A 15,282-nucleotide genomic window follows, 5' to 3' on the forward strand; every position below is an offset into this window, starting at 1 on the left:
ACGCGACGGGCCCCCGCCGCCCGGGGGGCGACGGGGGCTCGGTGCGCGGGGGATCAGTCGTCCGGGTCGTCCGCGACGTCCGTGGCGGAGCCGTGCCCGTTGGACGCGCTCTTCACCGTGGCCCGGCTGCGGCTCGAGCGGCGCTGCGCGGGGCGCGGGGGCGGTGGCGGGGTCGGGGCGGGCGCGCCGTGGCCGCGGCCGAGGATGAGCTCGGCGAACGTGGCCATGGCCTCGTCGAGCTGGCCGGCGTTGCGCCGCTCCGACTCCTCGTTGGCCTTGGCGACGAGCGCGGTGACCGAGGTGGTGTCGGGGCGGGCGCGCAGCACCGAGTCGAGGTCGCCGAGCTTGCCGTCCACCGAGCTGCCCAGCGCGGCGATCTTCTCGTCGACCGCGCCGGTGAGCTCGCCGAGCTTCTCGCCCAGCCCGTTCTCCACGGCGTCGACCCGGCCGGCCACCGCCTCCAGTCGGCCGGCGAGGATCTCCAGCCGCTCGGCCAGCGCGTCGAGCGACTCGGTCGGGTCGACGGCGGGGCGCCCGGCGAGGTCCTCGAGCCGGCGGTGCAGGCCGACGCTGGTGTCGCCGAGCAGGTTGCGCACGCCCTCGTTGGACTCGTCCATCGAGCGCAGCGCGCCGTCCAGCTGCTCGCGGACCATCTTCTCGACGCCGTCGACCCGCTCCCTGATGGGCGTCGCGACGGCGTTGGGCATCGCGTCGAGCCGCATCTCGTGCCGGTCGAGGCGGTTGTCCAGGTCGTCGAGCCGCTTGTGCAGGCCGCCGAGCCGGTCGTCCAGCCCGTCCATCCGGCCGGACACGCCCTCGAGTCGCCCGGCCATACCGTCGAGCCGGCCGTCGAGCTGGGCGAAGGGCTTGGCGAGCTTGTCCGGCAGGCCCTCGATCGCCCGGAGCACGGAGGCCAGCACGGCCTCCTGCGCGTCGACCTTCTGCACCGTCTCGTCGAGGCGCTCGGCGAGCACGCCGACCTCGGTGCGGTCCGGCAGCTCGGTGAGTCGCTTGCGGACGGTGCCCAGCGCGTCGAGGGCCGAGAGGCGCGCGTGGATCTCGTCGAGGGAGTCGAAGATCTGTTGTTGCTCGGAGTCGCGGATCTCGGCCGCACGCATGAGCATGCCGCGCATCCGGTCGAACGACATCGTCGAGTTATCGCTCATTGGCGCCTGGTGCTTCCTGTGATCCGGATGGGGGAGCGGGGAACGCTGCGCTGAGGGTAGCGAGCCCGCGGAGCGGCCTGACAGGTAGTCACCACTAGGCCGACCGGGTGGCCCCCGACCAGTCGTGTTCGCCCGATCCGGCCTGGTCGGAACGGGGTATACCGTTCCCGGGTGACCGCTCCGCCGACGACGGACTCGATCCGCTCCGCCCCGAAGGTCCTGCTGCACGACCATCTCGACGGCGGCCTGCGCGCCGGCACGGTCGTGGAGCTCGCCGACGCCGTCGGGTACGCCGGCCTGCCCACGCGCGACCCCGAGGAGCTCGCCGGGTGGTTCCTCGGCGCCGCCCACTCGGGCTCGCTGGAACGGTACCTGGAGACCTTCGGGCACACGGTGGCGGTGATGCAGACCCGCGAGGCGCTGGTGCGGGTGGCCCAGGAGGCCGCGGAGGACCTCGCCGCGGACGGGGTGGTCTACGCGGAGGTGCGGTTCGCCCCCGAGCTCCACGTGGAGCAGGGCCTGGACCTCGACGGCGTCGTGCAGGCCGTGCTGGAGGGCTTCGAGCGGGGCTCGGCGGCCCGCGGGATCACCGTGCGCTGCCTGCTCACGGCCATGCGGCACGCCGCCCGGTCGCAGGAGATCGCCGAGCTGGCGGTGCGGTACCGGGACGCCGGGGTGGTCGGGTTCGACATCGCCGGCGCGGAGAAGGGCTTCCCGCCCACCCGGCACCTCGACGCGTTCGACTACGTCCGCCAGCAGAACGCGCACGTCACCATCCACGCCGGCGAGGCCTTCGGACTGCCGTCGATCTGGGAGGCGCTGCAGTTCTGCGGGGCGGACCGGCTCGGCCACGGCGTCCGGATCGTCGACGACATCACGGTCCGCCCGGACGGCACCGCCGAGCTCGGCCGGCTCGCCGCCTGGGTGCGGGACATGCGGATCCCGCTGGAGATGTGCCCGACGTCGAACGTGCACACCGGCGCCGCGACCAGCCTCGCCGACCACCCCATCGGCCTGCTGCGCGACCTGCGCTTCCGCGTGACGGTCAACACGGACAACCGGCTGATGTCCGGCTGCACCATGACCTCGGAGATGGCCGCGCTGGTCGACACCTTCGGCTGGGGGTGGGAGGACCTGCGCTGGCTCACGATCAACGCCATGAAGAGCGCGTTCCTGCACTTCGACAAGCGCCTGTCGATCATCGACGAGGTGATCAAACCGGGCTACGACGCACTCGCCGCCTGACCGGGGCCGCCGTCCCGCCCGAAGGATCGCTCGTCGTGGCGGGTGGTGGTCGGAATCCGACCGCTTCCGTCGACGACAGGCGATCACGGTGCGGCGACCCGGGGGTCGGAAGGTGTCTCGGTGCGGCGGCCCGGGGTGATCGCTGTTCGTGGGCGGCGACGGCTCGAGGCGTGACCTTCTCCGCCCGCAGCCGGTGATCACCACCCCGCGAACCTGCGAGATCGGGTGCAGCGGACCGGGTCAGTGGTGGTGGAGGCGGGCCTCGGTGGCGTGGACGAGCTCCCGCCAGCGGGCGGCCTCGGTGCCGAAGGGCGGGCTGGGGGCGAGCCGGGTCGGGTTGGGCCGGATGACGAAGGAGACCAGCCAGCCCAGGCTCTCCGACTCGGCCAGCGCGCGGGCCGGCTCGGGGTCGCCCGCCCACTCGGCGACGTCGAGCACCAGCTCGGTGGCCAGGTCCAGCTGGGTGGGGTCGACCTGCAGGGTGCCCTCGGCGATGTCCTCGTCGATCCCGACCAGCACGTAGTCGTTGAGGTCGTCGACCACGACCTCGAGCTCCCCGACCGCGGCCTTGTCCAGGACGTCCTGCCAGGTCGAAGCGGCCACCAGGTCGTTGTCGTCCTTGCCCCCGTCGGCCAGCCAGCGGGCCAGCGCCCGCTCGGAGTCGAAGACGTCGACGCGCCCGCCCGAGCCGAGGAACACCGGCTTGTCGTCGAGGTAGCAGCGCAGGGTGACCCACTGCCCCGCGGACGTGGTGATCCGGATCGGGTCGATCCCGATCTCCTCCCAGAACCCGACCGGGCCCGCGGTCTCCTCGGCGAGCTCGGCCTCGTCCTCGGCGACCTGCTCGGTGATCGCCTCCTCGTCGGCGCGCTCACGGGCGGCGGCCTCGAGGGTCTCGTCGTCGGTGTCGATCTCCCGGTCGTCGTCGGCGTCGTCGGGGCCGAGCGCGGCCTCGGCGTCGGCGATGCGGGCGGCGAGGACCTCAGCCTCCTTCTCCGCGCCGGCGAGCGCGCGGGCGTCGACCTCCGGGGTGGCGGTGAGGTCGTCGAGTGCGTCGACGACGGTGTCCCAGTCGTCCTGCACGGTCTGGGCGAGCTGGGTCCACAGCCGCCGGCCCTCGCGCCCGGCGAAGGGCAGGGTGCCCTGGTCGAGCAGGCCGAAGCCCGGGGCGGAGTCGAGGACGGCCGTGACCTCCTCGAGGTCGCACACGTCGGCGAAGGAGCGGACCATCGCGGTGATCTCGGCGAGCTCGCCGAGCGTCCAGGTGTCCGGCTCCTCGGCGACCAGCTCGGGGACGCCGATGACGTCGTAGCGGCGGGTCTCCTCGGGGGTCAGCTCCGCGACCGTCAGCGTGGGCACGACCGACCAGGCCGGGTGGTCGGCCAGGTCGTGCTCGGTCTCGGTGCGGACGTACGCCGCGAGCTGCGCGACCTCGGGGAACGCGAACACCGCCTCGTCGTCGCCGAGGAAGGCCTCCCACTCCTCGCCGTCCTCGCGCCACCGGGGCGCCCACAGGGTGACGAGGTCGCCCTCGGTGAGGGACAGCTGGATCGGGACGATGTCGCTTGCCACGGCGGCGATGCTAGCGGCGGCACCCGGGGTCGGCCCGGCCGCGCGCCGACACTCTGCGTCCGACGACACTGCATCCGACGACACCGCGCCCGGCGACGGGGCCCGAGGATCCGGGTCGAACGATCTGCGCCGGGGATCTGCACCGGGGGGAACCTGCGCCGGGGGGAACCTGTGCCGGCGACCTGCGTCGGGGGGAACCTGCGCCGGCGACCTGCGTCGGGGGGAACCTGCGCCGGCGACCTGCGTCGGGGGACCTGCGTCGGGGGATCAGCCCCGGGCCGTCGGCGTCCGCTCGGGGACCACCCTCCGCGGGCTCGGCGTCCGGGGCTCGGCGTCCGCGGGGCGACGGCGACGGTGACGGGGTGTCGGCCGCGGGGTGTCGGCCGTGTCGTCGGGGAGCGTGGTGCCGGGGGCCAGCACGGACGGTTCCGCACGGGGCCGGGTGACCGGTGGGCCCGCCCGCGGGTGCGGGCGGGCGGCCGGTGCCGGCCCGGGTCGTCAGGTCGAGCTGTGCAGACGGACGACGCCCACCGTGACGTCCTCGAGACCGCCGCGGTCGAAGTCCCGACGCAACTGGTCCGCCTTGACCGTCGCGGTCAGCCCGTCGAACGGCCCGTGCGCGTCCACCTCCCCGGTCTGCGGGTCGACGGCGAGCACCACGTACCCGTCGCACTGGGTGAGCTTCTCGGCGGCAGCCACCAGGGTCTGCTCGTCCGAAGTCGTGTTCTCCGGCACCGGATCACCTCCTTGTCACCTAGTACAGCGTCGGCGACGGCTCCGGCGTGACAGTGTTCGTGCCATACCACCCGTTCGGGTCAGATAAATGGCACCTGTGGTCACGGCCGGTGCGGAGCCCGGTGCGATGCGCGCACGACTCAGTTGATCACTGGTGTCACCTCGGGCGACCGGGCACACGGCGTGATCGAGATCCGCGGACGGAAGTCGATCTTGGTGTCTCGTGTGCCCAGGGTGGCCGGGGGACCGATCGAGGGTCGTCCGCGCGAAGCACGCCGCGTCCTGCGGACGGCCGCACGACGCGTCCGGACGGGAACAGAGGGTGACCGAACGGCAGGCGTCCCCACCCGGACCGGGGGGTGGTGGACCCGGGCGGCACGGCTGCGACGATCACCGGGTGCACGATCCCTCCCGGCTCGACGAGGCCCACACCGGGTACGGCTGCGAGCATCCTGGCACGGGGATCGCGGCGGCCCCGGGAGGCGCGCGGGCGTCGTGGCTGCGGCCCGGACCGCTCTGGAAGTCCCGCAACGACCAGCTGGTCCGGTTCCTCGGCGATCCCACCGACGAGATGCGCCGGGAATGGCTTCGCCGGCTCGACGCGCGGTGCGGCCCGGACCCCGCGCGGCTCGTCGACCGCTTCGCGGGCCGGGACTCGATCGCGGTCGCGCTGCTCGGTGACCCGGGCGAGGGGGACGCCTCGCAGTACTGCGTGGTGCCCGTGCTGGAGCGGGTGGCCGGCGACACCGACCTCGCCGTCGTCGTCTCCGACGTGATCTACCCGGCGGGCGGGCTGCGCGAGTACGCCGCCAAGTTCGCCCGCCCCTACACCGGTTACCCGGGCCCGATCTACGCGCTGCCGGGCAACCACGACTGGTACGACGGCCTCACCGGCTTCATGAGCTGGTTCTGCGGCACGCCGCCGGAGGAGCGCGCGCCCGCCGTGCCCGGCTCCGGGTGGAAGGGGTTCCTGCGCGGCCTGCTGTGGCGCCGCGGCCCGCGCGGAAGCGCCGCGGACCTCGAAGCGGCCCGGGCCTGGCGTCCCGCCGAGGAGCAGCGGCCGGTGCAGCCCGGCCCGTACTGCGCGATCGACGCGGGGCCGGTCCGGCTGGTCCTGGTCGACACCGGCATCCGCGGCCGGCTGGACCGGGAGCAGGGCGAGTGGTTGCAGGACACGCTCGTCTCTGCCGGGCGGCCGACGGTCGTGCTCACCGGCACGCCCCTGATCACCTACGCCGAGCACCATCCGTGCCCGATCGAGGGCGGCGGCACGGTGGCCGAGCTGGTGCGCGACCCGCGCGCGTCCGTCGTCGCCGTCATCGGCGGCGACGACCACAACTACCAGCGCTATCCGGTCCGGCTACCCGACGGGCGGGAGATCCTCCACCTCGTCGCGGGCGGCAGCGGGGCCTACCTCTCCGCCACCCACCCGGTCCCCAACGTCGACGTCCTCGCCCCGGAGTGCACGGAGGAGGACTTCCGCTGCTACCCCCTGCGCGGAGACTCCCTGGCGCACTTCAGCCGCCGCTACGACGCGCTGCACCGGTTCGGGACCGGCACGGCCGTCGTCTCGCCGGCGGACGCGACCACGATCATGGCCGAGCGGATCGGGATCGCCCCGCCGCGCACCGGTACGCCGCCGGGGGAGGTCTCCCCGCGGGCGCGGCGGGCGGCGGAGCGGGTCCTCCGCGGACCGGGGGGACGGTCGCAGAACCTGACGTCGGTGCTCTACGACACCGACCGCCCGCCGATGCTCAAGAGCTTCCTGCGGCTCGACGCGACCGCCCGGGAGATCCGGATCGACTGCTGGGCCGCCACGGGGTGTCGGGAGCAGGAGCTCGACCCGGTGCTGGAGGACCGGATCGTCGCCCGGCCGGGCCCCGACGGGCGGTGGACGTGGACGAGCGCCACGCCGGGGCGGGAGCGGCCCTGAGGAGGGGGCTCGGTGGGCGGCTACTGTCCGGCGCATGGACGTGCGCGTGGTGGACCACCCCCTGGCCCGGGCCCGGCTCACCACGATGCGCGACGCGCGCACGGGCAACGCCGCCTTCCGCGCCGCACTGCGCGACCTGACCCTGCTCCTGGTCGTCGAGGCGACCCGCGGGTTCGAGGTGGCGGACTTCCCGCTGCACACCCCGATCGCCCGCACCACCGGCCACCGGCTCGCGAACCCGCCCGTGCTGGTGCCGGTGCTGCGCGCCGGACTGGGCATGGTCGACGCCGCCCAGAACCTGATCCCCGAGGCGCAGATGGGGTTCGTGGGCGTGGCGCGGGACGAGGAGACCCACCGACCGACCCCGTACATGGAGTCGCTGCCCGCCTCGCTCGTCGGGCGTCCGGTCTTCGTGCTCGACCCGATGCTGGCGACGGGCGGGTCGATGGTGCACACCGTCGAGCTGCTCACCGCCCGCGGCGCCGACGACGTCACCGCGGTCTGCGTGCTCGCCGCCCCGGAGGGGGTCCGGCGGCTGGGCTCCGGCGGGCTGCCGGTGCGGCTGGTCACCGCGGCGATCGACGAGCGGCTCAACGACTCGGCGTTCATCGTCCCCGGGCTCGGCGACGCGGGGGACCGCCAGTTCGGCGCGGTCTGACCCGGCCGGCCGGGCGGCGGGCGGTCGGGGGTCAGGCGCGCCAGCCGTCGACGGCGGCGCGCAGCACCGCCGGGAAGCCCGTGGCCGGGTCGTCCACCGCGTCCGGGGTGTGCGCGTGCAACTGGATCGTCACCAGCCCGTGCAGCGCCGACCAGAGCCCGAGGGCGACCGTCGGTGGGTGCGCGTCGTGCCGCAGCACCTTGGCGTCGACCGCCCGCTCCACCGCCTCCACCAGCGGGAGGAAGGCGGCCTCCTGCAGTGCGCGGGACTCGGCGTCGAGCTGGTGGCGGTCGAACATCGCGTCGTACAGGTGCGGGTCGTCCAGGGCGCCGGCGCGGTAGGCCTCGCCGAGCGCGACGAGCTGCTCCGCCGGGTCCCGGGCCCGCGGCACGTCGGTCAGGGTCCGGCGGAGCCGCCGGAACGCGTCGTCGACCAGGGACTTGACCAGCCCCGGCTTGCCGCCGAAGAGCGCGTAGACGGCGGTGGTCGACGTGCCGACGTCGGCGGCCAGGGTGCGCAGCGACAGGCCGGTCACGCCGTGCGCGCTCAGCAGCTCCGCCGCCCGGACGCGCAGCCTGTCGCGCAACACGTCGTCGTGGACCTTGGGCCGGGGCACCGGCGGAGGCTACCTCTCCTTCCCGGGGTCACGCCCGTTCGCGCGCCGGTCACGTCGCGGACACGAAGCGGACACGAGGCGGACACGGGGGTCGGACGGCGACGCCCCGACCGGGCGTAACGTCCGGGTCCGCTCGGGAGATCCCTTCGTGGGTCCCGCGCCGGAGGGCGGCGCGGCCGCTCGGGAGGACGCCATGCGCGGCTGGGTCGCAGGACGCCGGTGGCGGGTTCCGCTGCAGCTCACGGCGCTGCTCGTGGCGGGCCTCGTCCTGGCCGGGATCCCGGCCGACGAGGGCGCCGCGGCGGCGGGGGTGCGGACCGCCGGCGAGGGCGCGGGGCGGGACGCCACGCTGCGGGTGATGCCGCTGGGCGCGTCGAGCACCGAGGGGGTGGGCAGCCCCGGCACCGCCGGGTACCGCGGTCCGCTCCTCGCCGAGCTGGCCGCCGACGGCGTCCGCATCGACCTCGTGGGGTCGCGCCGGACCGGACCGGCCGGGATGGCCGACCCGGACAACGAAGGGCACTCCGGCTGGACCCTCGAGCGGATGATCCCGCGCGTCGGGGCCTGGGTGGCCAGGGCCGACCCGGACGTCGTGCTGCTGCACATGGGGACCAACGACGTGCGCTCCGGGACCTCGGGCGCCGTCGCCGCCGGCCGGCTCGACGCGTTGCTGGACAACGTCTTCGCCGCCGCCCCGCAGACCCACGTGATCGTCGCGGGGATCTGGGCGCCGCTGACCGCCCAGGCCCGGGAGCGGGCGGAGCTGGCCCGACTGACACCCGGGGTCGTGGCCCGGCACCGCGGGCTCGGCCGCTCCGTGGAGTTCGTGGACACCTCGTCGCTGCTGGCCCCCGGGGACTTCACCGACGCCCTGCACGCCAACGCGGGCGGCTACCGCAAGATCGCGGCGATGTGGAGCACCGAGGTGGTGGGCTGGCTGGCCCAGCGGCGCGCGGCGCCGGTCCGGCCGGTGGATCCGGCCCTCAGTCGCTGAGCCCGGCGGCGACCGTCGCGCCGAGCTCCCAGCACGCCTCCAGCGCGGCCCGGTCCGGCGCGCCCATGACCTCCACCGGCGCGGCGACCTGCTCCCAGCCCATCCCGGAGGCGATGGCGCCGATCGCCTTCACCGCGCCCTCCACGCCCTGGTTCCCGTGCACGTAGGCGCCGTAGGGGAGCTTGCGGGTGTCGTCGCCGCAGACGTAGTAGACCTGGTCGAAGAAGTGCTTGAGCGCCCCCGACATGTAGCCGATGTTCGCCGGGGTGCCGAGCACCACGCCGTCGGCCTCCAGCAGGTCCGAGGCGGTGGCGGCCAGTGCGGCCCGGCGGCGCACCTCGACCCCGGTGATCTCGGGGTCGCTCGCGCCGCGGACCACGGCGTCGAGCAGCTCCTGGGTGGCCGGCGAGGGCGTGTGGTGGACGATCAGCAGGACTGCCACGTCGCCCGTCCTACCCGATGAGCGCCGTGATCTCCTCCCGGAGCGCCGCCATCCGCTCGTCCGCGCGGGCCCGGGCGGCGTCGAGGTCCTCGCCCGGCGGCTCCACGACCTCCAGGTAGGCCTTGAGCTTCGGCTCGGTGCCGGAGGGGCGCACGACCACCCGCGCGGTGGCGTCGACGGTCGGCCCCGCCGGGCGGCGGAGCCGCAGGACGTCGGGTGCGGGCCGGTCGGCCACCCACCCCTCCGGCGGCGCGGCGACGAGGCGGGCCACGACGGCGTCGCGCTCCTCCGGTGCCATGCGCAGGGAGATCCCGACCGTGCGGTGCACGCCGTGGGCGCGGGAGAGCTCGTCGAGCCGGTCGAGCAGCGTGCGCCCGGCAGCCTCGAGGCCGGCGGCGAGATCGGCGGCGACGACGGCCGCGGCGATCCCGTCCTTGTCCCGCACCGTCTCCGGGTCGACGCAGTACCCGAGGGCCTCCTCGTATCCGTAGACGAGGTCGGGGGCCGCGCGGACGATCCACTTGAACCCGGTCAGCGTCTCGACGAACGGGGCGCCGTGGGCCGCGGCGACCTTGGCCAGCATCGAGCTCGACACCACCGTCGTCGCGACCGGGCCGGTGCGGCGGCGCAGCAGGTGGTCGCCGAGCAGCACGCCGGTCTCGTCGCCGGTGAGCATCCGCCAGCCCGCGGGTGTCGGGACGCCGAGGGCGCACCGGTCCGCGTCGGGGTCCAGGGCGACCGCGAGGTCGGCGCCCGTGCGTGCGGCGAGGCCGAGCAGCAGGTCGGTGGCGCCGGGCTCCTCCGGGTTGGGGAAGTCGACCGTCGGGAAGTCCGGGTCCGGCGCCGCCTGCTCGGCGACGACGTGGACGTCCGTGAACCCGCTGCGTGCCAGGGCGTGCACGGCCGTCGCGCCGCCGACCCCGTGCATCGGCGTGAGCGCGATCCGCAGGTTCGTGGCCGCGGTGCCCAGGCGGGCGACCCGCTCGAGGTACTCCTCCGTCGGGTCGTCGGCGCTCGTCGGGCCCTCGGCCGGGATCTCGACGGCGGCGGGCGTGGCACCGATCGCGGTCTCGATCTCGGCGTCGGCGGGCGAGGTGAGCTGGGCCCCGGGGGCGTCACCGAATCCTGCGCCGAGGTAGACCTTGTAGCCGTTGTCCCGGGGCGGGTTGTGCGAGGCGGTGATCTGCACCCCGGCCGCTGCGCCGCGCTGCTGCACCGCGAAGGCGAGCAGGGGGGTCGGTGCGGGGCCGGGCAGCACGCGCACGACGAACCCGGCCGCGGCCAGGACCCCGGCCGCCTCGCGGGCGAACGCCTCCGACCCGTGCCGCGCGTCCCGCCCGACGACGACGGTCCGGCCGCACGCGCCCTGCGCCACCAGCCAGGCGGCCAGGCCCGCGGTGGCCCGGCGGACCACGGCGACGTTCATGCCCGCCGGGCCGGCCCGGACCGGGCCGCGCAGACCGGCGGTGCCGAAGCGGAGGGGGCCGGAGAGGGCGTCGGTCAACCGGGCAGGGTCGGCCCCGGTCATCGCCTCGACCAGGAGCTTCTGCAGCTCGGAGCGGGTGGCGGGGTCGGGGTCGTCGGCGATCCAGCGCATCGCGGCGTCCCGCAGCGCGGGGTCGAGACCCATCAGGCCCGCGCGACCAGCTCGCGCAGCAGCTCGCCCATCCGGCTCGCCGAGGCACGGCCGGCCTCGAGGACCTCCTGGTGGTCCAGCGGCTGCCCGGTCAGCCCGGCGGCGAGGTTGGTGACCAGCGACAGCCCGAACACCTCGACGCCCTCGGCGCGGGCGGCGACCGCCTCCAGCACCGTGGACATCCCGACCAGGTCGGCGCCGAGCAGGCGCAGCATGCGGATCTCGGCGGGCGTCTCGAAGTGGGGGCCGGGCAGCCCCGCGTACACGCCCTCCTCGAGCGACGGGTCGATCTCCCGCGCGAGCTTGCGCAGCCGGACCGAGTAGAGGTCGGTCAGATCGGTGAATCTCGGCCCGACCAGCGGTGATCGGGCGGTCAGGTTGAGGTGGTCGCTGATCAGCACCGGCTGCCCGACGGCCATGCCCTCCCGGATCCCGCCGGCGGCGTTGGTCAGCACGACCGTGCGGCACCCCGCGGCGGCCGCCGTCCGGACGCCGTGCACCACGGCCTCGACCGGGTGCCCCTCGTAGCCGTGCGTGCGGCCGAGCAGCACCAGCACCCGGCGCCCGCCGACGGTCAGGGAGCGGATCGTGCCGCCGTGCCCCTCGACGGCGGGCGGGACGAACCCGGGCAGACCGGCCATCGGGACGTCGGGCCCGGCGCCGATCACGTCGGCGGCGGGACGCCAGCCCGAGCCGAGGACCACCGCGACGTCGTGCTGCTCCACCCCGGTCGCGTCGACCAGCGCGTGCGCGGCCTCGCTCGCGATGCTCATGGGCGAGAGCGTACGGGTGATCACTCCGGGGCCGGTGTCGTGAAGGTTGCGGCGAGCGCGGTGAACAGGGCCGCGGAGCGGTCCCCCGCGCGCTCGACCGGCACGGTGAGCGCCAGGGCCCACAGGCCGTCGGCCGCGGGGACCGTGCGCAGGACCGTGGTGCGCTCCTGCGCGCCCCGGGTGGTCGTGTAGTGCTGCTCGCGAACCCCGGCGGGCGTGCCGGCGACGGGCTCGGCCGGGCCCGCCTCGACGGCGTCGACCCCGAGGTGCGTGGCGGTGAGGCCGGCGGTGATCTCGTCCTCGGACCCCGCCTTCCACACGGCGAGCGCCTCCGAGCCGTCGGCGGAGACGAACCGGACGACGGGACCGGGGCCGCCCTCCTGGTAACGGGCCCAGTTCGCCGGCACCGCCATGCTCCAGCCCGCCGCGTCGGTGTGCACGGTCGTCGGGCTGCGATCGGTGGTGACCGTGACGGTCGAGGCCGGGGACTGCCCCGCGAGCGAGCGGACCAGGCCGTAGCCGCCGGCGGCTCCGAGCAGGACCAGCAGCGCGCCCGCGACGGCGAGCGGCAGCGCCCAGCGCGCCGGCAGGTTCGATGCGGCCCTGCCGCGGGGTGCGGCCGCAGGCTGCGCGTCGGGCCGGACCGGCGCGTGGGCCCCGGTCGGGGTGGGCAGCGGGCCGGGTGCGGCGGCGAGGCCGCGCGGGGCCGGCGGACCGGGCTCGGCGGCCGGGAGCCGGGTCGAGCCGGCGGGGCCGTACGTCCCGACCCACGGCTCCGACGCGCGGAGCGGGCCCGACGCGGCCACCCGCGGCTCCGGCACCGCCTCCGGCCGGGCGATCCCGGAGAAGGCGGTGGGGGCGTCGGGGGAGCCGGGGTAGAGGGGATCGTCCGGGTCGTCGAGCAGCGGGCGCAGCCGCCGGCGCACTTCGTCGAGCGGCATCCGCGCCTCGGGGTCCTTGACCATCAGCGCGGCGACGACCTCGGCGACCGGGCCGTACTCCCGCGGGCGGGGCACCTCGCCGTCGACCACCTCGGTGATCGTGGAGACGGGGTCGCCCTTCACGTCGTAGGGCGGGCGGCCTTCCAGCGCGGCGAAGAGGGTGGCGCCCAGGCCCCAGAGGTCCGCCGCCGGGGTGACCGCGGCGCCCATGGCGACCTCGGGGGCGATGTAGGCGGGGGAGCCGAGGACGAGCCCCGCGGTGGTCATCGGCGCGTCCGAGGCGTTGCGCGCGATGCCGAAGTCGGTGAGCTTGATGCGCCCGTCGTGGGCGACGAGCACGTTCCCGGGCTTGACGTCCCGGTGCGTGATCCCGGCGCGGTGCGCGGCCCGCAGCGCCGCGGCGGTGGCGTAGCCGACGACGGCGGCCTGCCGCTGGTTCAGCCGGCCCTGCTCGGAGATGATCGTCGCGAGGTTGCGCGAGGGGACCATCTCGAGGACGACGAGCGGCTCGCCGGCGGCGTCGACGACGTCGAACACTGTGATGACGTTCGGGTGCGAGAGGCCGCCCAGGGCACGCGCCTCGCGGAGCATCCGCTCGCGCATCCCGAGCGCCTCGCGCTCGGGGACCCCGCGCGGGAGCTTCAACTCCTTGACGGCCACCCGCCGGCGCAGGACCTCGTCGAACCCGGACCAGACCGTGCCCATCGCCCCGCTGCCGAGCTGCGCGGAGAGGCGGTACCGGTCGCCGACGACGCGGCCCGGCTGCTCGTCTTCCTGCGTGGACACGGACACATTGTCGGCGACGGCCCCCGCACGCGTGCGGGCGGGTACGCCTGCCGCCACCTCGGACAAAGCCTCGACCAGCACAAACGGGCACGTCACGTGACCGGTCGACGACGCTGCGCTGTTCCTTGCGGCAGTCTTTCTGTCGGCGAACGGCAGGGTCGCCCGTTCGTCGCAACCAGGCACAACCGCTCGTCACGGACCGGCTCGCCGTCCGCAGCATGACGCCGACCCCTCGGCGCGGATACCCGGGGAACATTCGGTTTCGGGTTGGTGCACCGCTGAGCGGGTGAGCACCATGGACCAATGCAGGACAGAGCGAAGAGCCCTCGAGGGGCGGGTCGGGCCGGTGACGTCCGGTGACCCTGCTCGAGGCGCACCCCGAGCTCGCGACCAGCGGTGACCAGGTGGTCACCGACCTCGCCGCGGGCACCGGCCCGGCCTGGCTGGACCAGTGGCTCATGGCCCACCGGACCGACGTCGTCGCCGTCCGTCGGTCGCTGCACTCCGTCCCCGAGCTCGGCCGGGACGAGCATCGTACGACGGCCCTCGTCGCCCGCCGCCTCATGGCGGCCGGCCTGGAGCCCCGCACCCTGCCCGGCGGCACCGGTCTCGTCTGCGACGTGGGACGTGGCGACCGCTGCGTGGCACTGCGGGCCGACCTCGACGCCCTGCCCCTCGGCGAGGAGACCGGGCTGCCGTTCGCGTCCACCGTGCCCAACGCGATGCACGCCTGCGGGCACGACGCGCACACCGCGATGGTGCTCGGTGCCGGGCTTGCGCTCGCCTCCGCGCCCTCGCTGCCCGGCCGCGTGCGGCTGGTGTTCCAGCCCGCCGAGGAGGTCCAGCCCGGCGGCGCGATCGACGTCGTGGCCGACGGCGCGATGGACGACGTCGAGCGCATCTTCGCGCTGCACTGCGACCCGCGGCTGGAGGTCGGCCGGCTCGGCACCCGGGTCGGGCCGATCACGTCGGCGTGCGACGTCGTCGAGATCCGGCTGACGTCGCCCGGTGGGCACACGGCCCGCCCGCACCTGACCGCGGACCTCGTCGAGGCGCTCGGGCTGCTGATCACGCAGCTCCCGCTGCTGCTCACCCGCCAGGTCGACCCCCGCTCGGGCACCGTCCTGGTCTGGGGCGCGGTGCAGTCCGGTGAGGCCGCCAACGCGATCCCGCAGTCCGGCGTGCTGCGCGGCACGCTGCGGACCGCGGACCACGCCACCTGGACCGAGCTCGAGGACAAGTTCCGCGCGCTCGTCGCGGCCGTCCTCGCGCCGCTCGGGGTGGGGTACGTGATCGATCACATCCGCGGCGTGCCACCGGTGGTCAACGAGGCCGTCAGCTCCGGCATGCTGCGCGACGCCGCGATCCTCGCCGGTGGGCCCGACGCGGCCGCGAGCACCGAGCAGTCCAGCGGCGGCGAGGACTTCGCGTGGTACCTGGAGAAGGTGCCGGGCGCGATGGCGCGGCTGGGGGTGTGGCCGGGGGTGGGCCCGATGAAGGACATCCACCAGCCCACCTTCGACCTCGACGAGCGCGCCCTCCCCTTCGGCGTCCGCATCCTGGTGAACGCGGCACTGCAAGCCCTGGCCTGACCGCGAGTCGCGCTCTGAGTTCCCGCGAGTCGCGCTGTGGGTTTCGGCGAGTCGCGCTCTGAGTTCCCGCGAGTCGCGCTGTGGGTTTCGGCGAGTCGCGCTCTGAGTTCCCGCGAGTCGCGCTGTGGGTTTCGGCGAGTCGCGCTGTGGGTTTTGGCGAGTCGCGCTGTGGTTGAGCCGAGGGAAGTTGTCC

The 15,282-nt window shown here is 75.2% G+C and carries 13 protein-coding genes; 5 read left to right on the top strand and 8 right to left on the bottom strand.

Annotated features, from left to right (window positions below; all coding sequences use genetic code 11):
• Positions 1 to 53: 53 nt before the first annotated feature.
• Positions 54 to 1,166 (bottom strand): PA containing protein, encoded by a 1,113-nt coding sequence (locus ACL02T_RS28945; protein WP_412833963.1) that lies wholly within the window; start codon positions 1,164 to 1,166, stop codon positions 54 to 56.
• Positions 1,167 to 1,337: 171 nt separating this feature from the next.
• Here ACL02T_RS28945 and ACL02T_RS28950 point away from each other — a divergent pair, with 171 nt between their 5' ends.
• Positions 1,338 to 2,411 (top strand): adenosine deaminase, encoded by a 1,074-nt coding sequence (locus ACL02T_RS28950; protein ID WP_412833964.1) that lies wholly within the window; start codon positions 1,338 to 1,340, stop codon positions 2,409 to 2,411.
• A 240-nt stretch (positions 2,412 to 2,651) separates the two neighbouring features.
• Here ACL02T_RS28950 and ACL02T_RS28955 read toward each other — a convergent pair whose 3' ends face one another.
• Both ACL02T_RS28955 and ACL02T_RS28960 read right to left on the bottom strand, forming a co-directional pair.
• Positions 2,652 to 3,983 (bottom strand): SatS C-terminal domain-containing protein, encoded by a 1,332-nt coding sequence (locus ACL02T_RS28955; protein ID WP_412833965.1) that lies wholly within the window; start codon positions 3,981 to 3,983, stop codon positions 2,652 to 2,654.
• A gap of 498 nt (positions 3,984 to 4,481) precedes the next feature.
• Complete coding sequence (locus ACL02T_RS28960; protein WP_037046372.1) at positions 4,482 to 4,718, bottom strand: hypothetical protein; 237 nt, start codon at positions 4,716 to 4,718, stop codon at positions 4,482 to 4,484.
• Positions 4,719 to 5,115: 397 nt separating this feature from the next.
• On the opposite strand from ACL02T_RS28960, the gene ACL02T_RS28965 reads away from it, so the two are divergent.
• Together ACL02T_RS28965 and upp are read left to right on the top strand one after the other, a co-directional pair.
• A complete protein-coding gene (locus tag ACL02T_RS28965; RefSeq protein ID WP_412833966.1) occupies positions 5,116 to 6,651 on the top strand; it encodes a metallophosphoesterase family protein in 1,536 nt (511 codons plus the stop codon).
• A 34-nt stretch (positions 6,652 to 6,685) separates the two neighbouring features.
• On the top strand, positions 6,686 to 7,309 hold the full coding sequence (gene upp / locus ACL02T_RS28970; RefSeq protein WP_412833967.1) for a uracil phosphoribosyltransferase: 624 nt from the start codon (positions 6,686 to 6,688) through the stop codon (positions 7,307 to 7,309).
• A 31-nt stretch (positions 7,310 to 7,340) separates the two neighbouring features.
• On the opposite strand, the gene ACL02T_RS28975 is transcribed toward upp, so the two are convergent.
• A complete protein-coding gene (locus ACL02T_RS28975) occupies positions 7,341 to 7,925 on the bottom strand; it encodes a TetR/AcrR family transcriptional regulator (protein ID WP_412833968.1) in 585 nt (194 codons plus the stop codon).
• A 148-nt stretch (positions 7,926 to 8,073) separates the two neighbouring features.
• Between ACL02T_RS28975 and ACL02T_RS28980 the strand changes: the two genes are divergently transcribed.
• Positions 8,074 to 8,919, top strand: a complete 846-nt coding sequence (locus ACL02T_RS28980; protein WP_412833969.1) for an SGNH/GDSL hydrolase family protein — start codon at positions 8,074 to 8,076, stop codon at positions 8,917 to 8,919.
• Here ACL02T_RS28980 and ACL02T_RS28985 read toward each other — a convergent pair.
• From ACL02T_RS28985 to ACL02T_RS29000, 4 genes are read right to left on the bottom strand one after another with little or no spacing between them, the layout of a single operon-like run.
• Positions 8,909 to 9,361, bottom strand: coding sequence for a flavodoxin family protein (locus tag ACL02T_RS28985; RefSeq protein WP_412833970.1), 453 nt, complete (start codon positions 9,359 to 9,361; stop codon positions 8,909 to 8,911). The two genes, ACL02T_RS28980 and ACL02T_RS28985, sit on opposite strands and share 11 nt — an antisense overlap.
• A 10-nt stretch (positions 9,362 to 9,371) precedes the next feature.
• Complete coding sequence (locus ACL02T_RS28990; RefSeq protein WP_412833971.1) at positions 9,372 to 10,991, bottom strand: phospho-sugar mutase; 1,620 nt, start codon at positions 10,989 to 10,991, stop codon at positions 9,372 to 9,374.
• The gene (locus ACL02T_RS28995) at positions 10,991 to 11,770 is read right to left on the bottom strand and encodes a purine-nucleoside phosphorylase (RefSeq protein WP_412833972.1); all 780 of its coding nucleotides are present in this window, start codon (positions 11,768 to 11,770) and stop codon (positions 10,991 to 10,993) included. Before ACL02T_RS28995 ends, ACL02T_RS28990 begins: the two co-directional genes overlap by 1 nt.
• Before the next feature lie 20 nt (positions 11,771 to 11,790).
• A complete protein-coding gene (locus ACL02T_RS29000; RefSeq protein ID WP_412833973.1) occupies positions 11,791 to 13,497 on the bottom strand; it encodes a serine/threonine-protein kinase in 1,707 nt (568 codons plus the stop codon).
• Between the two features lie 356 nt (positions 13,498 to 13,853).
• Between ACL02T_RS29000 and ACL02T_RS29005 the strand changes: the two genes are divergently transcribed.
• Positions 13,854 to 15,089 (top strand): amidohydrolase, encoded by a 1,236-nt coding sequence (locus tag ACL02T_RS29005; protein ID WP_412833974.1) that lies wholly within the window; start codon positions 13,854 to 13,856, stop codon positions 15,087 to 15,089.
• Positions 15,090 to 15,282 lie beyond the last annotated feature (193 nt).

This window comes from Pseudonocardia oceanicola (assembly GCF_047200735.1).
Classification (GTDB): domain Bacteria; phylum Actinomycetota; class Actinomycetes; order Mycobacteriales; family Pseudonocardiaceae; genus Pseudonocardia.